Origin of the sequence: Mycobacterium sp. (genome assembly GCF_025965855.1) — a bacterium.
Taxonomy (GTDB): domain Bacteria; phylum Actinomycetota; class Actinomycetes; order Mycobacteriales; family Mycobacteriaceae; genus Mycobacterium.
This window is the reverse complement of sequence record NZ_JAOPWB010000006.1, coordinates 1-22236: the sequence shown is the minus strand read 5'-3', so window position 1 is coordinate 22236 and position 22236 is coordinate 1. Positions and strand designations below refer to the sequence as shown.

The following is a 22236-nucleotide window of genomic DNA, read 5'->3' as shown; positions in this document are numbered from 1 at the left end:
TGTGAGTCAGTGTCCCGCGGCCTGCAACAGCTCCATCGCCGAGGAACGTGACAGCATCCAGCTGCCCTGGTTCACGAACGTGACGTTCTGTGTGACCGGGCTCGGGATCTTCGGACCCGAGACCGCGACATCGGCCGTGACCGAACCCGGCGCACCCGATTGGATAGTGGTGATGTTGAAGCCCAGGGGCAGATCCCCGTTCTTGGCGGCCTTCTTCAGCTCGTGGTCGGCCATGTGCGCCTCGGTCCCGCTGATGCCACCTTCAACGAGGTTGCCCTTGTTGGCGAACGGGACACTGGGGTCGGCGAGGCTGTTCAGCAGCCCGGTCAACTGGCCCGCCGTCTGGACGTTCGCGCCGGGCGCCGGGGCCGGCGGCGGGTTGTGCGGCTGCGGCGCGCCGATCGCGGCCAGCCGCACCTGGACCGGGTTGCCGGCCGCAAGGGAGGAGATGGACGTCGCGCCGACGGCCGCGGCGCCAAGGGCACCCAGAGCTGGCACACCCATGGCTAGCGACTTCAGGGATTTGACGCGCAAGATCAGGTCCTCCCCCTTTTGATCCGCATGCTCTCGGGACGGTCCGTCGCGACGCCCATGGTGTAAATGGTGTAAGTGTGCCCGCTGTGACTGGTGTTCTGTGTCTCAGGCGAATCACGTTCGGAGCACGCTATGGGTGCGAGCCATCAGCAATCTGTGCCGTAGCCGGTAGCGGCCCAGAAACGCGCGGCGGGAGGTCAGTCGCCGGCCATGGCCTCGCGCAGGCTCTTGGGCCGCATGTCCGCCCAGTTCTGTTCGATGTAGTCGAGGCACTCCGGCCGGCTCGCTGCGCCGTAGACCGCGCGCCAGCCGGCCGGGATTTCGGCGAAAGCCGGCCACAGGCTGTGCTGCTGTTCGCCGTTGATATGCGGGTTCCATACCTTGAACAGCGAGAGGTGGCGGTTGAGCAATCGCTCGACCACGGGCTCGAGCTCGCGAAGTAGCTGCAGATTGGTCAAGCCATCGGACACGGAGCTCTCCCAGTTATATGTGTCGATCAGTATCTGTGTCGTGTGGTTACACCAAGATGACACGCTGGGGAATCGGCCGACTAGGGACTAAAGTCCCTGGCGGCGCTATTGCCGCGCAACCAGGTACGGCGCGAGCGTGGACAGCTTTTCGCAGGTATCCTCGAATTCGCGCACGGGCTCGGACTCTTCGATGATTCCGGCGCCGGCGCGCAACCAGGTCTTTCCGTCGCATTCGTAGGCCGCTCGCAGCGTCAGCGCCGCGTCGAGCCCGCCCGCCGCCGAAAGCATGACGACCGCACCGGAATAGAGGCCGCGGGGGCCCTCATCGAGGCGCAGGACGGCCTCTACGCCGGCCGCCTTCGGGATGCCCGACGCCGTGACTGCCGGAAAAAGCGCTTCCAGCGCGTCCATCCGGTCTATCGACGGGTCCAGCCGGGCGCTGATCGTGGAGCCAAGGTGCTGCACGCTCCCCCGCTCCCGCACAGTCATGAAGTCGGTGACCACCGCGGTTCCCGGTTCGGCGATCTCGGACATCTCCTGCAGCGAGCTGCGTACCGAAATGGCGTGCTCGACAATCTCTTTGGAGTTCGATTCCAGATCGTCGCGGGCCTGACGATCATGCACCGCGCCGCGGCCGAGCGCGCGTGTCCCGGCCAGCGGCTCGGTCACCACGGTGCCGTCGTGGTCAACGGCCGCCACAAGCTCGGGGCTGTAGCCCACGGCGCGCATGCCGCCGAGCCGCAACAAGAACGACCTCACCGGGGTGTTGTGCCGACGGCCCAGCCGGTAGGTGGACGGGAAGTCAAGCGGGAAAGGCACTTCGACGCAGCGCGACAGGATCACCTTGTGATACTCGCCCTGGGCGATCTCGCGGACGGCCACCGCCACCCGAGCGCGGTAGCCGGACGGGTGGCGCTCACGTCGACCGTTCGGACGTCCGGCACGCTGCGCACGCCGTCGCTCACCAACTGGTGTACCGCCTCGCCGTGGGCGACCTCGGCGCCGTAAAGGCGAACCGCATCCGCGGTCACCACGATGCGGGTGCGGGGCCAAAACAGCCGCGCCAACGGCGTTTGCGGTGCCAGTCGCTGCTGCAGCCCGTAACGGTAGACGCCGAATTCAAAGGCGACCCAGCCGAAAAGCTGGTCGGTTTCGAGTAGCAGCCGGTCGACGGCTTCACCCAGCACCGGCCCGGGCCGGGCCGGACCATTGTTGCCGCTGCGTGCTGCCGTCGCGGATCACCCTCAGCTCATCGCTGTCCAGCTCGACGATCGCCCGCACTCCGCTGGCCAGCACCCATTGCCCGTCGCGCTCGTAGAGCAGGTACTCCTCGCCCAAGCGCTCGGGCAGCACGGCGGCCAGCTCGGCCGCCAGATCGGCCGGATGAAGGTCGGGGGGCAACGGAATCGGTGGTGACGCAGAGCCGGCGGGACTCGTCTCGACGCTGACCTCGGTCACGGTTAGTAAACGTAGCCTAACCTATGTAAGGCCGCGCAACCCCTTCCCTGGACCAGCCGAAAACCGGCCTCGCCCGCCGGCGGGCTCACCGGCGCGGAGTCAGCGTCGGGCCCTCGCCGGCGCGTCAGCATCGCCACGCCCATCCCCACAGCGAATCCCCAGAAAAGTCACAGTGGACTCACGCTAATCGGGCTCTATATGTTCCTACCAGCACGGCTGTGACCTCCGGCTTTAGCAAAATCCGGTATTCGCTCGCGCCGACGTTAAACGTGGGTTTCTCGGGCTGTTTCCGAGTGGCGGACGCGCAATGGCGGGGCTAAATTTTTGCACGATCATCGGGATGTTCGTGGTGACCCCCTTCGGACGGTGCTTTCCCTGATCACCGGATCACTGAAGAGAGGCACCAAATGCTGCAGGAGTTCTGGCACAACTTCACCCACAACCTATTCAAGCCGCTGCTGTTGTTCTTTTACTTCGGGTTCCTGATCCCCATCCTGAAGGTGCGCTTTGAGTTCCCATATGTGATCTATCAGGGATTGACGATGTACCTGCTGCTGGCCATCGGCTGGCACGGTGGCGAAGAGCTCGCCAAGATCAGCGCCTCAAGCATCTGGAGCATCGTGGGATTCATGCTGGTGGGCTTCGTGCTGAACTTTGTGATCGGAGCCATAGCTTATGGGTTGATGGGTTGGCTGACCTCCCTGCGAAAAGTCGACCGAGCAACGGTCGCCGGCTACTACGGATCGGACTCGGCGGGAACGTTTGCCACCTGTGTGGCCGTCTTGGCCGCCGTCGGCATCGCGTTCAACCCCTACATGCCGGTGATGCTGGCCGTCATGGAGGTTCCCGGCTGCCTGGTCGCGCTGTACTTCGTGGCGGTACTGCGTCACCGGAACATGGACGCGGCGGGGAACATGCCCGACGAGCCCGGATATACCCCACCGGTGAAGGTCGGCGTCGGGCCCGGCACCGCGGCAAAGCCCCCGCATGGCCAGAGCCTCCAGGCTGAGCACGAGCGGGGAGTCGAGCAGGAGGTAGAGCTCGCGATGGAAAGGCTGGAGCATCCGGACTGGGAGCCCGACCAGAGTCCAGCGATCGGTAAGGCCAAGAGGATGCCCCTTTTCTCCCGCGAGCTCCTGCAGGAGGTGTTTCTCAACCCCGGACTCGTCCTCCTCTTCGGTGGGATCATGATCGGCCTGATCAGTGGGTTGCAGGGACAGAAGGTCGTTGCCGACGACGACAAATTCTTCGTATTGGCTTTCCAAGGCGTGCTGTGTCTGTTCCTGCTCGAGATGGGCATGACGGCCTCCCGCAAGTTGAGAGACCTTCGATCGGCGGGCCCCGGTTTCATCGTTTTCGCCCTGCTGGCACCGAATATCTTTGCGCCGCTGGGGATCATTGTCGCTCACATCTACGCATCCCTCACCCACGCCGATTTCAAGCCAGGAACCTACGTGTTGTTCGCGGTGCTTTGCGGTGCCGCCTCTTACATCGCCGTTCCGGCCGTGCAGCGGCTGGCGATCCCGGAGGCCAGCCCAACCCTGCCGCTAGCCGCATCACTGGGTTTGACCTTTTCCTACAACGTCACCATCGGAATCCCGCTCTACATCGAGCTCAACCGCTTAGTCTCGCACTGGTTCTAATCTCCTGAGGGTTGAGAACGGCTTAGCGCAGAGCAGGGTCCGCGCCACCGCGTCAGCGAGCAGCCTTTCGCGCTGCGGGTTGAGATGTCTGTCAGCACCAAGCCGCACCGGGTCCCGTGCGGACCAACTTGAAACACACCCAACCACGATGGGCAGACCGGATGGTGCGGGCAACGTGCCGGCATCCACGTGTCAGCGGCCATAGGAGGGGGAGTGAAACGAGCCCAGGTGACCGGCCGCATTCCACGCCGACGACCTGCTGCTCGTTCCGACTCGGTGTGAATCTGCTTGCAGCCGAGCGCAATACGCATTGAATTTGTCCGCTGCAGGCCGCTCCTAAACGCGATGTCTCCGAAAATCACTACAGCAGAGCTGTATTCGATCCCGCGAGTGATTCTCACCGCCGGCCGTTACGCCGCTAAGCGCACCGGCGATCCCCCATGTGGCGATGCCTAGCTGCGCGATGTCGAAGAATCTCGGTCTACGCTTTCGAACCCACGGCAAGGTGGCGCCCGCGAGCCGCAGATCGGGCACGAAGATCTCCTTGTGCCACAACATGATCCGTCACCGCCGCTGCCGTGCAGCGGCTGACGATCCCCGAGGCCGGCCCAACCCTGCCTTTGGCCGCATCACTGCGTTTGACGTTTTCCAATAAAGCCACGATCGAAATCCCGCCTCTAGATCGAGGTCGCCCCCATGGTGGGGGGCGCTCGTTCCCGATCACCTAACCGTCGCTACCCGAGCAACACGCGCATCACGGTCGGTAATCCGCGTAAGGCCGATGACCGGGAGCACCCATTCGGCCACTCGGCGCGTCGCTAGCCAGCCGGACGCATTATCCTCCCCGACACCCGGGGCTGACTGGTTGTTTCCACGATGTTTCCACGCTGGCACAGTGCGCGTCGACTGTTCGTAAAGATGATGTCAATTGTTCGTAAAGACCGGTTAACTAAGGCCGCCATGGGTGGGGCGAGGAGGAAACTGCATGAGTTCCATATGAATCTGACCCACAACCTGTTCGACCGGTTGTCGAGAGGGCGCGCACCGTGCTAGAGGCTACAACCGTTCCGGCAACCGGTGCGACCGAAAAGCCCCGCAATGGCCTGGCCGGCCTGAAACATTGGCGCTACGACCTTCGGTCGGGTTTCACGGTGGCCATGATCTCGCTGCCGTTCTCGATGGGAATCGCGATCACCTCGGGCGCCCCGCCGATCTGCGGGATCATGTCGGCGATCATCGCCGGTTTCATCCTGCCGTTCGTGGGCGGCTCGTATGTGACCATCAGCGGCCCGGCCGCGGGACTGGCGCCGGCCCTTTTCGCCGGCATGATCGCACTGGGACACGCCCGACTGGGCCATGGCGGCTCTACATCCGAGTTGCTTGCGGTGGGATACCCGCTCGTCCTGGTCGCCATCGCCATCGCGGGCGTCTTGCAAGTGATCCTTGCCAAGTTGAAGGTGGCCCGCCTGAGCGCCATCTTCCCGGCCGCGGCCATCCAGGGCATGCTGGCGGCGATCGGCCTGATGATCATCGTCAAGCAAATCCCTCTCTTCATGGGCGTGAAGTTCGAGGCCCACGAATTCTGGGCGGTCCTCGGCGAAGTGCCCAGCCATGTCCGGTCGATGAGTCATTCGGTCTGCGCCCTGGGAATCGGTTGCCTCGCAGCGCTGTTCGTGCTGTCCGCCCTGCCCGGGCGGCTGCTGAAGATCATGCCGCCTCCGGTCTGGGTGTTCCTCGGCGGCACGGTGGTCAGCACACTCATCCTGAAAGTGGACAAATCCCACCTGATCAACGTGCCCGATTCGCTCGAGCACGGGATCGTCTTCCCCCAGTTCGGTGAGGCATTCACCAATGCCGCACTGTTCCTGCCCCTGGCCTACTTGGTCGTCACCCTGCTGTTGATCGACGCGACCGAGTCCCTGGCGACGATCGCGGCCGTGGACAACATCGACCCCTATCGCCGCCGGTCCGACCCGGACCGGACCTTGCTGGCCATGGGCGTGTCCAACGGTGCCTCGAGCCTGCTCGGTGGCTTGACCATCATCCCCGGCATGGTCAAGAGCACGGCGAATGTCCTGGCCGGCGGCCGGACCCAGTGGGCCAACTTCTACAACGCATGCTTCCTGCTGACATTCGTGCTGCTCGGCCGGTTTGTGATCGACATGGTCCCCATGGCGGTCCTGGGCGCGATCCTGGTCTTCATCGGCTACAAGCTATGTAAGCCTGCGCTCTGGCTCAAGATCGCGCGGATCGGGACGGAGCAGTTCGTCGTCTTCGTCACCACATTGCTCGTGACCGTGACAACGGACCTGCTCATCGGCATCGTCGCCGGCGTCGCCCTCGAGTTGCTCTTGAACCTGTGGTACGTAGGCCTCTGGCACACCCTGAGCAACGGGTCGGAATACGCCAAGCCGAATTTTGCCGTGCGTTTCCTCAGTCTGTTCCGCAATCCGGTGTCTGATCGGGAAGTCGATGAAGGCACGTACCACCTGTACTTGGATGGTCCACTTGTGTGTTTCAACCTCTTCCACGTGATTCGGGAGCTAGGGCAGCTTCCGCACGGTACCCGGGCGGTGTATCTCCACGTGAGCTCCCGTGTGCCTCTCGTCGATCACACGACAGGTGAGTCCCTCCGTTATTTCCTGGAGGAGTTCAGCGGCCAAGACCAGAGTCCGAAGCTAGTGATCGAGGGATGGGACCACATGCGGTCCCTGTCCAAACATGAGACGAGCACGCGGATCGCCATAGCCACCGTCGAGAAGGTGGCCTTGACCACCGTCGAGAGGGTGGGCTTCACCGATGTCGAGAAGCTGGCCTTCACCGATGTCGAGAAGATGGCCTTCACGGATCGAGCCGAACAGGAATTGAGGCTCGCTCAGACCACGGATTGACGGCCGACTGAGCTTCTGTTGGCGGCCCCGAGGTCCCGGCTCATATGCTCGCGGTCATGCCTACTTGTTCTTGCTAGAGATGGGTATAACGGCGTCCCGTAAGCTACATGATCTCACGCTCGTCGAGCGCGGCGTCCTACATCACGGTCCCGGCGGTGCAGAGGCTGGCGATCCCCGAGGCCAGCCCGACGCTGCCGCTGGCGGCATCACTGGGTTTGACGTTTTCCTACAACGTCACCATCGGGATCCCGCTCTATATCGAGTTCAATCGCGTAGTCGCGCATTGGTTCCCGGGCGTCTGACGACTACCCCAGCAGCGTGCGCACCACCGCGTCGGCCAGCAGTCGGCCGCGCGGGGTCAGCGCCAGTCGGTCGCCGTCGGATACAAGCAGCCCGTCCGCGACCGACGTCTCGGCGCGTTCGCGTTCGGCGGTGCCCAACCGGTCCAGCGGAAGCCCTTGGCGCAGCCGGGTTTTCAGTAGCACCTCCTCGGTGTGCAACGCGTCGTCGTCGAGCTGCTCGAAACCCGCCACCGGCAGCGTGCCAGCGGCCAGCTTCTCGGCGTAGGCGTTGGGGTGCTTGACGTTCCACCACCGCGTCGCACCGACGTATCCGTGGGCCCCCGGCCCCGCGCCCCACCACTGGCCGCCAGCCCAGTAGCCGAGGTTATGCCGGCAGTCGCCGCCCGGTCGGCTCCAGTTGGACACCTCGTACCAGCTCAATCCGGCCGCGGACAGCCGGTCATCGACCAACTCGTAGCGGTGCGCGAGCACGTCGTCGTCGGGAGCGGCCAGCTCCCCCCGCCGGACCCGCCGCGCCAGCGCGGTGCCCTCCTCCACCACCAGGGCATACGCGGATACGTGGTCGACGCCAGTGTCGATGGCGGTGTCGACCGAGCGCAGCAGGTCGTCGTCGGACTCCCCCGGCGTTCCATAGATCAGGTCGAGGCTGACGTGTTCGAAGCCCTCAGCTAATGCCTCGCGGGCAGCGGCCGCCGACCGGTTCGGTGTGTGGATCCGGTCGAGGACCCCCAGGACCCGCGGTGACACCGACTGCATGCCAAGCGACACCCGCGTGTAGCCGGCCGCGCGGATCGCCGCGAAAAAGTCCGGCCAGGCCGACTCCGGGTTGGCCTCGGTGGTGATCTCGGCATCGGGGGCAAGAGCGAAGTGCTCACGCACCATGTCCAGCAGCTTGGCCACGCGCGCGCCGCCCAGCAGCGAAGGCGTGCCGCCGCCGACGAACACCGTGCTCACCGTCGGTCCGTCCAACCGCGCGGCCGCCAGCTGCAGCTCCGTTCCCAGTGCCTGCACCCAGGCGTCCGGGTTGACACCACCCAACTCGGCCGGGGTGTAGGTGTTGAAGTCGCAATATCCGCAACGGGTGATGCAGAACGGCACATGCACGTACAGCCCGAACGGCTGCCCCGGAGTCGGTTGCAGGGCGGGCAGGTCAACCGGGGCCTCGCGAAGTGGCATGCCAAATCATCCCATGGCGACCAGGTCGAGCCGTGGCACGGACCGTTGAATGAGCGCATCGGTACTGGTCAGGCGGCCTGGGCGGCCCTTTTTCGAGGGCACCGATTCCCAGTCGATTCGTGGCTGCGTTTGCCCGACCGTCCAGGGCCGCTCCGTACTTTGGGTCACCGTGAGGAAAAATATGACCTGATCGCCACGCTCGTCGCGGTCCATGGCACAATGGCTGCCGTGACCGTCGCCAACCGCAGCGTGCGTATTGCCCTCGTGGCGCGGCGGCACATTGATCTCAAGCGTGTTTGCAGCTGTTGCTGTCTGCCTTGACGTCGTAGACCCGTCCCACCTGTAACTCAGCTGGCTGCCGGATCTGCGCAGCCGAAATAAAACCGGTGAGCTGCGCGTCCCAGCCTGCAACGTTCGCGAAGGAGATCCGATGACCACAGCCCGTCCGGCAAAGGCCCGAAGCGAGGGCCAGTGGGCGCTGGGAGATCGCGAGCCGCTCAACCCCAACGAAGAGATGAAGCAGGCCGGCGCGCCACTCGACGTGCGGGAGCGCATCGAAAACGTCTACGCCAGGGCCGGATTCGACAGCATCGAGAAAACCGATCTGCGGGGTCGCTTCCGCTGGTGGGGCCTCTACACCCAGCGCGAGCAGGGCTACGACGGGTCGTTCACCGGCGACGAGAACGCCGAGCTGCTGGAGGCCAAGTACTTCATGATGCGGGTGCGCTGCGACGGCGGCGGCCTCTCGGCCAGCGCGCTGCGCACCCTGGGTGAGATTTCGTCCGAGTTCGCACGCGACACCGCCGACATCTCCGTCCGGGAGAACGTGCAGTACCACTGGATCGAGGTGGAGAACGTCCCGGAGATCTGGCGGCGGCTCGACGAGGTAGGCCTGCAGACCGCCGAGGCGTGTGGTGACTGCCCCCGCGTGATTCTGGGCTCACCGCTGGCCGGCGAGTCGCTCGACGAGGTGATCGACGGCACGCCTGCGATCGACGAGATCGTCCGCCGCTACATCGGCAAGCCGGACTTCGCCGACCTGCCGCGCAAGTACAAGACCGCCATTTCCGGCTTGCAGGACGTCGTGCACGAGGTCAACGACATCGCGTTCATCGGCGTCAATCACCCTGAGCACGGACCCGGCCTGGACCTGTGGGTCGGCGGCGGCCTGTCGACCAACCCGATGCTGGGCCAGCGCGTCGGCGCGTGGGTCCCGCTGGCCGAGGTGCCCGAGGTGTGGGCGGCGGTGACGTCGGTGTTCCGCGACTATGGCTACCGGCGGCTGCGGGCCAAGGCACGGCTGAAGTTCCTCATCAAGGACTGGGGCATCGAGAAGTTCAGGGAAGTCCTCGAAACCGAGTACCTGCATCGTCCGCTGATCGACGGCCCGGCCCTCGAGCCGGTCCCGCATCCGATCGATCACGTCGGGGTGCAGCGGCTCAAAAACGGGCTCAACGCGCTCGGGGTCGCCCCGATCGCCGGGCGCGTGTCCGGCACCATCCTTTCGGCGGTCGCCGAACTGGCCGAGCGGGCCGGTTCGGACCGCATCCGGTTCACGCCTTACCAGAAGCTCGTCATCCTCGACGTGCCCGACGACAAGCTCGAGGACCTGATCGCCGGCGTGGAGGCGCTGGGTCTTCGGTCACGCCCGTCGCATTGGCGCCGAAACCTAATGGCGTGCACCGGGATCGAATTCTGTAAACTGTCGTTCGCCGAAACCCGTGGCCGGGCACAGGATTTGGTGCCCGAGCTGGAGCATCGGCTGGAGGACATCAACTCCGTGCTGGACGTGCCCATCACCGTCAACATCAACGGCTGCCCCAACTCGTGTGCGCGAATTCAAGTCGCCGACATCGGGTTCAAGGGTCAGATGGTCGACGACGGCCACGGTGGCTCGGTCGAGGGGTTCCAGGTGCATCTGGGCGGCAGCCTCGGCCTGGACAGCGGTTTCGGCCGAAAACTGCGTCAGCACAAGGTCACCAGCGACGAGCTGGGCGACTACATCGAGCGAGTAGTACGCAACTTCATCAAGCACCGGAGCGACGGTGAACGATTCGCGCAGTGGGTCGTTCGCGCCGAGGAAGGCGACTTGCGATGACAGTAGAAGTGACCACGCCAACGGAAGCCCAACTGCGTGAGTTGGCTGCCCGTGGCGCCGCGGAACTCGAGGGCGCCAGCGCCACCGAGCTGCTGCGTTGGGCCGATGAGAACTTCGGCGGTGTCAACGGCCCGCGTGGCTCGGCGACGTGCAACTACGTCGTGGCGTCCAGCATGCAGGAGGCCGTGTTGATCGATCTGGCCGCCCAGGTGCGGCCGGGCGTGCCAGTGATGTTCCTGGACACCGGCTACCACTTCGTGGAGACCATCGGTACCCGGGACGCGATCGAGTCCGTCTACGACATTCGGGTGGTCAACGTCACGCCCGAGCACACCGTGGCCGAGCAGGACAGGCTGATGGGAAAGGACCTGTTCGCGCGCGACCCGGGCGAGTGCTGCCGGCTGCGGAAAGTCGCCCCGCTGGGCAAGGCCCTGCGCGGCTATTCCGCGTGGGTGACCGGGCTACGCCGCAGCGACTCACCGACCCGCGCCAACGCCCCGGTGGTCAGCTTCGACGAGGGCTACAAGCTGGTGAAGATCAACCCGCTGGCCACGTGGACCGACGACGACATGCAGAACTACATCGACGAGCACGACGTGTTGGTCAATCCCCTTGTCTACGAAGGCTATCCGTCGATCGGATGCGCTCCCTGCACGGCCAGGCCGGCCAAGGGGGCCGATCCCCGCAGCGGGCGCTGGCAGGGGCATGCCAAGACGGAATGCGGGCTGCACGCGTCGTGACCACCCTCGTGCTGACCGCACACGGAAGCGAAGATCCACGGTCGGCCGCCAACGCGCGGGCCGTCGCGGAGCGGGTGGCGCGCGCGCGGCCCGGGCTGGACGTGCGGCTGGCCTTCTGCGAGCTGAACACGCCCAGCCTGATCGACGTGCTCACCGGCCTGCCGGGCAGCGCCGGTGAGGCGGTGGTGAGCCCGTTGCTGCTGGCCGACGCCTACCACGCCCGCATCGACATCCCCGGCCAGATCGCCGGGTCGGGTGCCGCCGGGCGGGGACTCGTGGTGCTGCAGTCGCGGGTGCTCGGCGAGGATCCTCGGCTCGTCTCGGTGCTGCGACACCGGGTGCTGGAGTTGGGCGTTTCCGGGCTCGACGACCGGCTCGGTGTGCTCGTGGCGGCGATCGGCTCATCCGACCCCGCGGCCAACGCGCGCACCGCACGGGTGGCGCCGAAGCTGCTGGCGGGCACCCGCTGGGCGGGCGCGACGACGGCGTTCGTGACCCGTCCGCAACCCGCACTGGCTGAGGCCGCCGACCTGCTACGCCGGCGGGGCGCCCGGCGTGTGGTCCTCGCGCCGTGGTTCCTGGCGCCGGGGCGGCTGCCGGACCGGGTGCGGAGTTTCGCGGACGACGCCGGCATGGCACTGGCGGCACCGTTGGGCGCGCACCGGTTGGTGGCCGAGACGGTGCTGGATCGCTTTGACCAGGCCCTGAGGTCTCGAGCCGACCGGATTGCGGCCTGATTCGCTCGAATTGATCCAGTACACTTCGTGGCTTGAACACCCGCTCAATTGGAGCTTTGCTGGCTGCGCTGGTGGTGGGGCTGGCCGGGTGTAGCGGCGGCAACCACGCGGCTATGCCCACCGCGGCGGGTCCGTGCGAGATCGTGCCCAACGGCACGCCGACCTCCGAGACCCCTTCGGAGTCAACACCTTCGGCGCGGAACACCGCGGCGCGCCCCGAGATCGCGACCGGATACCGCAGGGACATGACCGTGGTGCACACGGCTCACTACGCGGTCGCCACCGCCAATCCTCTGTCGACCCAGGCGGCGTGCCGGGTGCTGCGTGACGGTGGCACGGCCGCCGACGCGATGGTGGTGGCCCAGGCGGTCCTGGGTTTGGTCGAACCGCAGTCGTCGGGGCTCGGGGGCGGCGGATTCGCGGTCTATTACGACGCCCGCACCGGTTCGGTGCAGGCCTACGACGGCCGCGAAGCCGCCCCCGCTGGAGCCGGCGAGAACTACCTGCGCTGGATCAGCGACGCCGATCGCGCCGCGCCCGTCCCCGACGCGCGAGCCTCGGGCCGATCGATCGGAGTCCCCGGCATTCCGCGGATGCTCGAGCTCGTGCACAACGACCACGGCCACCTGCCGTGGCGCGATCTCTTCGTCCCCGCAACGGCGTTGGCCGACAACGGATTCGACATCAGCCCCCGGCTGGCCGCCTCCATCTCCGACTCGGCGGCACAACTGCGCGTCGACCCGCAGGCGCGGGGATACTTCCTCAATCCGGACGGCAGCCCCAAGGCCGCGGGAACGCGGCTGACGAACCCCGCATACTCAAAGACCTTGTCCACCATCGCCTCCGCGGGTGTCAACGCCTTCTACACCGGCGACATCGCTCACGACGTCGTCGCGGGGGCGCACGACACATCGGGTGGCCGGACGCCAAGCCTGCTGACCGACGAGGATCTGGCGGGCTACGTCGCCAAGAAACGCGACCCGCTGTGCGCGACGTATCGCGGCCGGCAGATCTGCGGCATGCCCACCCCGTCGTCGGGCGGCGTCGCGGTGGCGGCCACGCTGGGAATCCTCGAGCATTTCCCGATGGGCGACTACCCGCCCACCAACGTCGACCTCAACGGCGGTCGCCCGAGTGTGCTCGGGGTTCACCTGGTCTCCGAAGCCGAGCGGCTCGCCTACGCCGACCGTGACAAGTATGTCGCCGACGCCGATTTCGTCGGGCTGCCCGGCGGCTCCCTCAATACGCTGATCGACCCGGGTTATCTGGCCGGGCGCGCCGCGCTGATCTCGCCGCAGCACAGCATGGGAACCGCCAAGCCGGGCGACTTCGGCATGCCTACCACCGTCGCACCGCCCGGGACGGAGCACGGCACCAGCCACGTCAGCATCGTCGACTCCTACGGCAATGCGGCCGCATTCACGACGACCGTCGAGTCGCCGTTCGGTTCGTTCCACATGGTCGACGGGTTCGTCCTCAACAACCAGCTCACCGATTTCGCCGCCGACCCCCGCGCCGGCGACGGATTGCCGGCGGCCAACCGCGTCCAGCCCGGGAAACGGCCACGAAGCTCGATGGCACCGACGTTGGTGTTCGATTCCTCGCCGGCGGGGCGGGGCGCGCTGTACGCGGTGACCGGCTCGCCCGGCGGTTCCACGATCATCCAGTTCGTCGTGAAAACCCTTGTGGGGGTGCTAGATTGGGGCCTGAACCCGCAGCAGGCGGTGTCGCTGGTCGATTTCGGTGCGCAGAACTCGCCGCAAACCAACGTCGGCGGCGAGGATCCCGAGATCAACAGATCCGACAACGGCGACCACGACCCGCTGGTGCAAGGCCTGCGCGCATTGGGCCATCAGGTCAACCTGACCGACCAGTCCAGCGGCCTTTCGGCGATCACCCGGAGCTCATCGCAGTGGACCGGTGGCGCCGACCCGCGCCGCGAGGGCGCGGTCATGGGTGACAACGGGTAACCCGGGCTCCCCGTAGCTCAAGCCGACGTCAGCGTGCTCTGATCTTCGTCGGCGTCCCCGACCCCGCCATGGGGAATGACGACGTCGCTGGGGATGGGTGGGACACGGGTCGCGCGCACGTAGACGGTGTCCCCGTCGCGCAGGGCCAGCGCCTCCGCGTCGCCGCGGGTGATCTGCGCGGTGAAGGCTCCCCCGGTGGCGGCACTGGTCATCTCCACGCGGACCTCGAAGCCCAGCGCGACCACCCGGTCGACGGTGGCGCGCACCACTCCAATGGATTCCGCGGTGCCGTCCCCGCCGGCCACGGCCATGTCTGGCTTGCGCCCGACCCGGATGTCGTGCGGGCGCACCAACGCGCCATTGAGCTCGGACACCGCGCCCAAAAAGGACATGACAAACGTGCTTGACGGGGAGTCATAGACCTCGGTGGGCGATCCGACCTGCTCGATGCGGCCCTTGTTGAGCACCGCGATCCGATCCGCCACATCCAGCGCCTCATGCTGATCGTGGGTGACCAGCACCGTGGTGACGTGCACCTCGTCGTGCAGGCGGCGCAACCAAGCCCGCAAATCCTCGCGCACCTTGGCATCCAGCGCCCCGAACGGCTCATCGAGCAACAACACCTGCGGATCCACCGCCAGCGCCCGGGCCAGCGCCATGCGCTGGCGCTGGCCACCGGAGAGCTGATTGGGATAGCGGGTCTGAAACCCGCTCAGCCCCACCACCTCCAGCAGATTGTCGACCTTCGCCTTGACCTCGGCCTTGGGCCGCTTGCGGATCTTGAGCCCATAGGCCACGTTGTCGCGAACGGTCAGGTGCTTAAACGCCGCATAGTGCTGAAACACAAACCCGATGCCGCGCCGCTGCGGCGACACCCCGGTCACATCGCGGCCGTTGATCGTGACGGTGCCGCTGTCGGGGTGATCCAGCCCGGCGATGGCCCGCAACAGCGTCGACTTGCCCGAACCACTGGGACCCAACAACGCCGTCAACGACCCCTTGGGCACCACGAAATCCACATGATCCAACGCCACGAAATCGCCGAAGCGCCTATAGGCGTCCCGCACCACGATCGCCGGAGCGGCTGCGGCCCCATCGATTTCGGTCTTGGACATCTCAGTCTCCTTGTCAGCCTTGCCTGGCCGCTCGCGACCGGCGAATGAGCAGAACGGTCTTGACGATCAGGAACGCGACCGCGACACCCATCAACAGGGTCGAGAGCGCGTAGGCGCCGTACTCGGCACCGCGGTTGTAGCGATCGTTCACCAGCAGCGTGAGCGTTTGCGATTCACCCGGCAGGTTGGATGACACCATGATCACCCCGCCGAATTCGCCGAGCGTGCGCGCGGTGGTCAGCACGATGCCGTAGGTCAGTCCCCACCGGATGGACGGCAGCGTGATCCGCCAAAACGTCTGCCACCAACCCGAACCCAGGGTCGCCGCCGCCTGCTCCTGTTCGGTCCCCACCTCTTGGAGCACGGGCTGGACCTCGCGCACCACGAACGGCAGGGTGACGAAGATGCTGGCCAGCACGATGCCGGGCAGGCCGAAGATGATCCTGAACCCCAGGTTGTTTTCGACGAAGCCCAGCGCGCCGGCCGATCCCCACAGCACGATCAACGCCACGCCCACGATGATGGGCGAGACCGCGAACGGCAGATCGATGACCGCCTGCAGCACGCCCCTACCGCGGAAACCGTCGCGCGCCAGCAGCAACGAGATCATTACGCCGAAGATCACGTTGAGTGGCAACACGATCGCCACCACGCGCAGCGACAAGTCCAGGGCCGATATCGCCGCCGGCGTGCTCACCCACTCGTAGAACTGGGCGAACCCCGGCCGGAATGTCCGCCACAGGATCAGCGCCACCGGAACGATCAGCATCACGACGACGTAGGCGAGCACGACGTATCGCACCAGGTAGCGGACCAAGGACGGCGACATCACGCCGCCTTTTCTTCGCGCTTGGCCGTACGGCCGCCGACGATCCGCAAGATCAGCAGCACGGTGAATGAGATCGTCAGCAGCACAATGGATATCGCGGCGGCGCCGGTGCGGTCGTCGTTCTCGATCAGGGTGCGGATCCACTGCGACGACACCTCCGTTCGGCCCGGCACCGCGCCGCCGATCGTCACCACCGAACCGAACTCGCCGATGGAACGCGAGAACGCCAGGCCCGCACCGGACAGCAACGCCGGCGCCAGCGACGGCAACACGATCGAGGTGAAGACCTTTGGGCCCGTCGCGCCCAGCGACGCCGCCGCCTCCTCGACTTCCCGATCGATCTCCAACAGCACCGGCTGGACGGCGCGCACCACCAACGGCAGCGTGACGAACACCAGCGCCACCGTCACCCCCGGCGGGGTGTGCTGCAGGTGAAGGCCCACCGGGCTGTTCTTGCCGTACAAGGCCAGCATTACCAGGCTGGTGACGATGGTGGGCAACGCGAACGGCAGATCGATGATCGCGTCGATCAGACCCTCCCCGACGAAGTCGTCGCGCACCAGCACCCAGGCGGTCATGAGACCGAACACGACATTGATGACCGTCACCGCGACCGAAATGGTCAACGTCACCCGGAAGGACTCCAGCGCGGCATGCGAGGTAACCGCCAACCAGAAGCCCAGCCAGCCGTGACCGGTCGCCTGCCAGGCGATTGCGGCCAGCGGCAGCAGCACGATCACCGACAGCCACAGCGTTGCGACACCGACCCGAAGCGGGATGGCAACCGGCCGGCTGGGCGCGCGCCACGCCGGCAGCGCCTGCGAGACAGCGCCTTCGGCGACCTCTGGCCGGGCCGCCTCGGGGTCGGGCGTGACCAGTGTGGTCATCCGGTGGCCTGCAGGTAGACCTTGGTGATGCTGCCGGTGTTCCTGTCGAACAGCTGCGTGTCCACCGTGGCCCAGCCACCGAAATCGGCGATCGTCCACAGTTTGACCGGCACCGGGTACTGGTCGCGAAACTTGGCGGCGACGGCGGGATCGATCGGCCGGAAACCGGCCTGCGCCCATAACTTCTGCGCCGCCGCGGTGTACTGGAAGTTCTTGAACGCGGTCGCGGCGTCCAGGTGCGGACTGGTGCTCACCACCGCCACCGGGTTCTCGATCTTGAAGGTCTGCGTTGGGTTGACGTGTTCCACTGACTTGCCTTGCCGCTCGATGGCGATGGCCTCGTTCTCGTAGCTGATCAACACGTCCCCGCTACCTTCGACGAAGACGTCGGTGGCTATCCGCCCCGAGCCGGGACGCAGTATGACGTGTCCACTCACCAACTTGCTGATGAAATCGATACCCGCTCGGCCATCCGCGCCGCCACCGCTTTTCGCGGCGTACGGGGCGAGCAAGTTCCACTTTGCCGACCCGGAACTCAGCGGACTGGGAGTGATGACTTCGACGCCCGGCCGCAGCAGGTCGTCCCAGTCCTGGATGTTCTTCGGATTGCCTTTACGCACAACCAGTGTCACCACCGATCCGAACGGAATGCCCCTCGTGCCATCAGTGGCCCAGTCCGCGGACACCTTGCCCGCCTTGACCAATCGGGTGACGTCGGGATCGACCGAGAAGTTCACGATGTCGGCCGGCTTGCCCTCGACGACCCCTCGCGATTGGTCGGCGGAGGCCCCGTATGACGTGATGACCTGCACGCCCTTGCCCTCTTCGGAGGCGTTGAACGCCGGAATCACCTTGCTCCAGCCTGGTTCTGGGACCGAGTAGGCGACCAGCGTGATCTTCGTGTGCGCGTTGATCAGTCCGCCGCCGCCCACCACGTCGCTGGCGCCGCCCTGGCATGCCGCGACCAACCCGGCCAGAAGGGTGAGCGCCCCGATGCGGCGGCCGTGCCGCCAGCGCGGTGCGATCCGGATGTCGTTGCGCAATTGATGGCCTTCCAGTGCGGGACTTGGGTAGATCGGTCCCGTGGCTGCGGAAGGCGTTAGAACATCAACGGTCTTCGCCAACTCCCAGTCCGCGCACGGGCTTACGAGTCAGCGACAACAGAGCACGACTGGGGAGCAAACAAGGGCTGCCGCGTGCATGGCGCGAAGCCTAACAGCGCGCGCCCGCATCGGCGCGCCGGCAGCAACGTGGCCTAGCCGGCGCCACGAGTGTGACGTACACCGGCGCCGCGCGAGACCGCGCGCGGTTACCCGGGCGTAACGTCCGGTCTGGCCGGCGACCCCACCATCCCGATGCCCGTGCCGATCGACGTGTCCAGCAATGAGTCAGTGGCGTGCGCCACCGCGGGGCCACCACCATCAGCTCTCGCACCGATGGCCGGTCCGCAAAACCACAGGTCGAGGCCCGTCGCACCGGTTCGCGGACCGGCACGCAGGCCACCCGGCATCTCCGTGGCGCCCAGATCGGGCTGGCACGGACGGCGACGCCTCCCGGGTCGGCGCGACGGCCTTTCTCATCGGCGGCCGGTCGGCCCGGTGAACCGCGCGTTCGGCCCGCGGTGGGGCGCCGGCATAAAAGTCACGGTGACGCAAACGCGCGGGCTGTCGGGCGGCGGCCGCGAAACATGGTGTACGCGAGTACTTGCGGAGGTTCAGCGTCGGGCTGATCCCTAGCGCCCGCGGACTCCGCCGTCGACGACCTTCACCGGCTTGTGCGGATACCGGCGTTCGGCGTGCGCCTTTGCCCGCGAGTTCGGCAGCACGTACAACGTCTCCTTCTTGTCCTGTAGCGGCTTCAGCACCAAGTCCATGAATCCCTTGCGATTCTCGAGGTAGGGCTCGATGACCTCCTCCCCCGCCGGACACACCGCCAGACAATAGGCGGCCTTGTAGTTGGGCTTGAACGACAGGCTCTGCCACATCGAGGCGTTCTCCGAATCGCTGACCCGCGAACGGAAGTCGGCCGCATCGGCGCTGTCGGCGATCGTCTGCACCCAGTCGGTGAACCCGCCCATGAACTCGCGGTAGTTGTGCACCGAGCAGAAGACGAAGTCGAAGTCGCCGTCCTTGCCGATCGCGCCGACCGGACACGCCGCCACGCACAACTTGCACTCGAGGCACGGGCTGTAATGCAGCGGCTCGCCGTAGCCGCTGATCGGGGCGTCCACCAGGATCGTGCCGAGCAGGATGAAGTTGCCGAATTTGGGGTGAATCACGTTGCGGTGGATGCCCATTACGCCAAGGCCCGCGGCCACGGCGACGGGTTTGTGCGCCACCACCCAGATGCGGCCCGGGAAGTTGTCCATCTCCATCGGGAAGGTCGCCGACGGGTTCAGCGCCCGATAGCCGGCATCCTGCAGCCGGCGCACGATGCGATGGGCCGCTTCGTTGAGCACTTCGCCGCTGCGGTGGAACTCCTGGTTTGCGACGCTGCGCGCCTTCGAGCGGACGTTGTCGCGGTTCATCTTGACCACCAGCGAGATGTAGCTCCTGGTTCCCGGCAGCGCGGCCTCGACGTGCTCGGCCTCGGAGACCAGGTCGGGGTTGTCGACGCCGGCGAACGCGACGTCGTCGGCGCCGGCGGCCAGGCATAGCTCGCGCAGCCAGCCGGCGTCCAGCACACCGGGCTGCCGCTTTTGGCGCGAGCTCACCTTTTTGACCGTGGGATGGTCGGCCAGCCGGCCGGGAAGTTTCTCCGCCATGCTCAGTATAGTATACAATACTCAGCTGGCTGCACGTCGAGGATTCCGTGGTTAACAATGTTTGACTTCGGTGTGAACGCGTGCGAGCCTTACGCGGTGATCGAGTTGCGTGAACAGACGATCATCGCCCAGGTGGCCGATCGACTGATCGGCAAGTATCCGACCATCCCAGCCGAAACCGTGACCGCAGTCGTGCGGGGCGCTCATGTCACATTCGACGGCCGTCCGGTGCGCGAGTACATTCCGCTTCTCGTTGAGCGGTTCGCGGGCCAGGAGCTGGCAATGCTCCTGTTGACAGGCCGCCGCCCGCTCTCCGGGCCGACGGTCGACGGAGCTATCGCCGTTTGATCACACGTCGAGCGTGACGCGCTCGGCGCGCTGCGGTTGATCGTGCAGGCCCGCGACGAAATCCACGCCCCGCGTACCGATTGCCTCGTCGCGCTCTGCGTCCGCGGCGTAGGCGGTTACGATCGGTACACGGTCACCTACCCCTCCACACGCCATTCTCTGTTGACTCCGCGGGTCGCCAAGAAGGCCCCGGAGCCGCCGCGTCGGATGCGCCGTCTGATCCTGCGTTACCGTCAGCCGCCGAGTCCTTTCGCGGCTTCGACGGATCCCCTGCACTCATCTCCGTTCCTTGGCATGCAAGAAGTGTCCAGCCCCCTCGTCCAGGAAGGCGCCCCGCATGTATCGCCAGATCCTCGATCCCGTCGCGCACTCCCTGGCGTGGAGTTCACTCGTGGCCGCCTTGCCGTTGGCATCGCTATTCGTGATGCTCGGTGTGCTGCGTGTGCGGGCCTGGATGGCGTCGGTTGCGTCGCTGGCCGTCGCGATCGCGATTGCGGTCGCGCTATACGGGATGCCGATCGGGCAAGCGGCGCTGGCGGGCGGTGAAGGCGCCGCCTTCGGCTTCTTCCCGATCCTCTGGATCGTTATCAACGCGATCTGGATCTACCAGATGACGCTGGCGACAGGCCATTTCGACGTGCTGCGACGCAGTTTTGCGACGGTCAGTGATGATCACCGGATCCAGGCGATTATCATCGCATTTTCGTTCGGCGCGTTGCTCGAAGCACTCGCCGGGTTCGGCACACCCGTGGCAGTCACGTCGGTGATGCTGCTCGCGCTGGGCTTCAAACCAATCAAGGCGGCGGTACTGGCGCTGGTTGCCAACACCGCGCCGGTCGCATACGGCGCGATGGCCACGCCCATCATCACGCTCGCCAAGACGTCCGGGTTGCCGACCGACACGCTCGGGGCCATGGTCGGGCGCCAAACCCCGATCCTGGCGGTCTTCGTCCCCCTGGCGCTGGTCGCCATCGCCGACGGCCGGCGCGGCGTCCGCGAAACATGGATCCCCGCGCTGGCGGGTGGCGTGGTTTTCGGCCTGGGCCAATACGCGACCTCGAACTTCGTGTCGGTGCCACTGGCCGACGTGATCGCGTCCCTGTTGTCGGCAGGCGCCGTTGTGTCGGTGGTTCGCATCGGGCATTCGCGCCTCGAACACGTTGGTGCCCCGGTCGTTTCCGGCGGTACCGGCGACGCGCCGGCCCCCGACTTCGCCGCGAGCGTCGCGAGTCCCGACCCACGCGTGCGGGTGCTGCGTGCCTACGCGCCGTACGCGATCGTCATTGCCATCTTCGTGATTTGCCAGATCTCGGCGGTGAAAAAGCTCCTCGAAAAGGCGACCTTCATCGTGCACTGGCCGGGCCTGCACCTCTACACCGCCAAGGGCGCCCCGTCGTCGCTGCCGAACTTCACATTGAATCTGCTGACCACGCCGGGCACCCAGATGCTCGCGGCCGGAGTCCTCACGTGTGTCGCGCTGCGCCTGTCGGTGGGCGGGGCGCTCCGGGCCTACGGGGCGACGCTGTATCAGCTCCGGTGGGCCATCGTCACCGTAATGGCCGTGCTGGCACTGGCATTCGTGATGAATGCGTCCGGGCAGACCATCACCCTGGGCACGTGGATGGCCGGGGTGGGAGGCGCGTTCGCGCTGATCTCACCCATCCTGGGCTGGCTCGGTGTGGCGGTGACGGGGTCCGACACCTCTTCGAACTCTCTCTTCGGCGCCCTGCAGGTGACCGCGGCGACCAAGGCGGGACTGTCCCCGGTGCTGATGGCCGCAGGCAATAGCTCCGGCGGTGTGCTCGGCAAGATGATCTCGCCGCAGAACCTCGCCATCGGGGCGGCTGCCGTCGGTGTGCACGGCAAGGAAGGCGACATCTTCCGCCGGGTATTCGTCTGGAGCCTCGTGTTCCTGGCGTTCATTTGCGCCCTCTCGGGGCTACAGGCCTCAGTGCTGTCGTGGATGGTGCCCTGATACTTGGTGCCACGCGGCCCGGCGACCTCACTTGGCCGTAGCACCCAACAAGAGATATCGAAAAGATTGCCACATACGTCCCGCACGGCGCTAAGCTGCTGTTCGTGCGCAAAGGCCTGTTAGCCATCGGCAGGAGCCGCTGGTTGGCGTTGGCGGCCTCGCTGGTGGTCTCGGCCGCCATCATCTATGCCCAAGGCACAAAGCCCATCTCCGCCCAGGGCGCAAAGCCGCCGTGCTGCGGCGAGACCCCGGCCGCGAGCCCGGCACCGACGGCCCCGGTCCCGGCCGGCGCGCCGCAG

General features: G+C 66.2%; 18 protein-coding genes and 4 pseudogenes. 12 read left to right on the top strand and 10 right to left on the bottom strand.

Features of this window, described 5'->3' with window-relative positions; all coding sequences use genetic code 11:
• Nucleotides 1–6: 6 nt before the first annotated feature.
• The 3 genes and pseudogenes from JWP83_RS00370 to JWP83_RS00360 all read right to left on the bottom strand — a co-directional run bounded on the left by JWP83_RS00370 (nt 7) and on the right by JWP83_RS00360 (nt 2462).
• Nucleotides 7–504, bottom strand: a complete 498-nt coding sequence (locus JWP83_RS00370; RefSeq protein ID WP_297724456.1) for a hypothetical protein — start codon at nt 502–504, stop codon at nt 7–9.
• Between the two features lie 227 nt (nt 505–731).
• Nucleotides 732–944, bottom strand: a complete 213-nt coding sequence (locus JWP83_RS00365; RefSeq protein WP_297724520.1) for an MbtH family NRPS accessory protein — start codon at nt 942–944, stop codon at nt 732–734.
• 165 nt (nt 945–1109) lie between these two features.
• Nucleotides 1110–2462: pseudogene (locus JWP83_RS00360) on the bottom strand (salicylate synthase).
• A gap of 407 nt (nt 2463–2869) precedes the next feature.
• On the opposite strand from JWP83_RS00360, the gene JWP83_RS00355 reads away from it, so the two are divergent.
• The 4 genes and pseudogenes from JWP83_RS00355 to JWP83_RS00340 form a co-directional block, all read left to right on the top strand.
• Entirely contained in the window at nt 2870–4105 is a 1236-nt protein-coding gene (locus JWP83_RS00355; protein WP_297724453.1) for a sodium-dependent bicarbonate transport family permease, read from the top strand.
• 575 nt (nt 4106–4680) lie between these two features.
• Nucleotides 4681–4833, top strand: a pseudogene (locus JWP83_RS00350) (hypothetical protein); the annotation flags it as partial.
• 318 nt (nt 4834–5151) lie between these two features.
• Entirely contained in the window at nt 5152–6996 is a 1845-nt protein-coding gene (locus JWP83_RS00345) for a SulP family inorganic anion transporter (RefSeq protein ID WP_297724450.1), read from the top strand.
• 128 nt (nt 6997–7124) lie between these two features.
• Nucleotides 7125–7298 (top strand): annotated as a pseudogene (locus JWP83_RS00340) (sodium-dependent bicarbonate transport family permease); the annotation flags it as partial.
• A gap of 3 nt (nt 7299–7301) precedes the next feature.
• Here the strand turns inward: JWP83_RS00340 and hemW are convergent.
• Both hemW and JWP83_RS00330 read right to left on the bottom strand, forming a co-directional pair.
• Nucleotides 7302–8474, bottom strand: a complete 1173-nt coding sequence (hemW, locus tag JWP83_RS00335) for a radical SAM family heme chaperone HemW (RefSeq protein ID WP_297724447.1) — start codon at nt 8472–8474, stop codon at nt 7302–7304.
• Between the two features lie 6 nt (nt 8475–8480).
• Nucleotides 8481–8687 (bottom strand): hypothetical protein, encoded by a 207-nt coding sequence (locus tag JWP83_RS00330; protein ID WP_297724445.1) that lies wholly within the window; start codon nt 8685–8687, stop codon nt 8481–8483.
• 6 nt (nt 8688–8693) lie between these two features.
• Here JWP83_RS00330 and JWP83_RS31085 point away from each other — a divergent pair, with 6 nt between their 5' ends.
• From JWP83_RS31085 to JWP83_RS00310, 5 genes are all read left to right on the top strand, one after another.
• Nucleotides 8694–8795: an Ms4527A family Cys-rich leader peptide gene (locus JWP83_RS31085; protein WP_367185556.1), complete on the top strand. Its 102-nt coding sequence runs from the start codon at nt 8694–8696 to the stop codon at nt 8793–8795.
• A 109-nt stretch (nt 8796–8904) separates the two neighbouring features.
• Nucleotides 8905–10572 carry a nitrite/sulfite reductase gene (locus tag JWP83_RS00325; RefSeq protein ID WP_297724442.1) on the top strand — a complete coding sequence of 556 codons (1668 nt, stop codon included), beginning with the start codon at nt 8905–8907 and terminating at the stop codon, nt 10570–10572.
• Nucleotides 10569–11312: a phosphoadenylyl-sulfate reductase gene (locus JWP83_RS00320; protein ID WP_297724439.1), complete on the top strand. Its 744-nt coding sequence runs from the start codon at nt 10569–10571 to the stop codon at nt 11310–11312. The genes JWP83_RS00325 and JWP83_RS00320 overlap by 4 nt, the downstream gene beginning before the upstream one ends.
• Nucleotides 11309–12049, top strand: coding sequence for a sirohydrochlorin chelatase (locus JWP83_RS00315; protein WP_367185554.1), 741 nt, complete (start codon nt 11309–11311; stop codon nt 12047–12049). The genes JWP83_RS00320 and JWP83_RS00315 overlap by 4 nt, the downstream gene beginning before the upstream one ends.
• A 32-nt stretch (nt 12050–12081) precedes the next feature.
• The gene (locus tag JWP83_RS00310) at nt 12082–14019 is read left to right on the top strand and encodes a gamma-glutamyltransferase family protein (protein ID WP_297724434.1); all 1938 of its coding nucleotides are present in this window, start codon (nt 12082–12084) and stop codon (nt 14017–14019) included.
• Nucleotides 14020–14036: 17 nt separating this feature from the next.
• Here JWP83_RS00310 and JWP83_RS00305 read toward each other — a convergent pair whose 3' ends face one another.
• The 5 genes from JWP83_RS00305 to JWP83_RS00285 all read right to left on the bottom strand — a co-directional run bounded on the left by JWP83_RS00305 (nt 14037) and on the right by JWP83_RS00285 (nt 19614).
• On the bottom strand, nt 14037–15134 hold the full coding sequence (locus tag JWP83_RS00305) for a TOBE-like domain-containing protein (protein WP_297724431.1): 1098 nt from the start codon (nt 15132–15134) through the stop codon (nt 14037–14039).
• A gap of 13 nt (nt 15135–15147) precedes the next feature.
• Nucleotides 15148–15963 carry a sulfate ABC transporter permease subunit CysW gene (gene cysW / locus JWP83_RS00300; RefSeq protein ID WP_297724427.1) on the bottom strand — a complete coding sequence of 272 codons (816 nt, stop codon included), beginning with the start codon at nt 15961–15963 and terminating at the stop codon, nt 15148–15150.
• Nucleotides 15963–16850 carry a sulfate ABC transporter permease subunit CysT gene (gene cysT, locus JWP83_RS00295; protein WP_297724424.1) on the bottom strand — a complete coding sequence of 296 codons (888 nt, stop codon included), beginning with the start codon at nt 16848–16850 and terminating at the stop codon, nt 15963–15965. The genes cysW and cysT overlap by 1 nt, the downstream gene beginning before the upstream one ends.
• Nucleotides 16847–17881 carry a sulfate ABC transporter substrate-binding protein gene (locus JWP83_RS00290; RefSeq protein WP_297724516.1) on the bottom strand — a complete coding sequence of 345 codons (1035 nt, stop codon included), beginning with the start codon at nt 17879–17881 and terminating at the stop codon, nt 16847–16849. The genes cysT and JWP83_RS00290 overlap by 4 nt, the downstream gene beginning before the upstream one ends.
• A 701-nt stretch (nt 17882–18582) precedes the next feature.
• Nucleotides 18583–19614, bottom strand: coding sequence for a (4Fe-4S)-binding protein (locus tag JWP83_RS00285; RefSeq protein WP_297724421.1), 1032 nt, complete (start codon nt 19612–19614; stop codon nt 18583–18585).
• 57 nt (nt 19615–19671) lie between these two features.
• Here JWP83_RS00285 and JWP83_RS00280 point away from each other — a divergent pair, with 57 nt between their 5' ends.
• The 3 genes and pseudogenes from JWP83_RS00280 to JWP83_RS00270 form a co-directional block, all read left to right on the top strand.
• Nucleotides 19672–19962 carry a three-helix bundle dimerization domain-containing protein gene (locus JWP83_RS00280; protein ID WP_297724418.1) on the top strand — a complete coding sequence of 97 codons (291 nt, stop codon included), beginning with the start codon at nt 19672–19674 and terminating at the stop codon, nt 19960–19962.
• 337 nt (nt 19963–20299) lie between these two features.
• Entirely contained in the window at nt 20300–21937 is a 1638-nt protein-coding gene (locus tag JWP83_RS00275) for an L-lactate permease (RefSeq protein WP_297724415.1), read from the top strand.
• Nucleotides 21938–21993: 56 nt separating this feature from the next.
• A pseudogene (locus tag JWP83_RS00270) lies at nt 21994–22236 on the top strand (hypothetical protein); the annotation flags it as partial.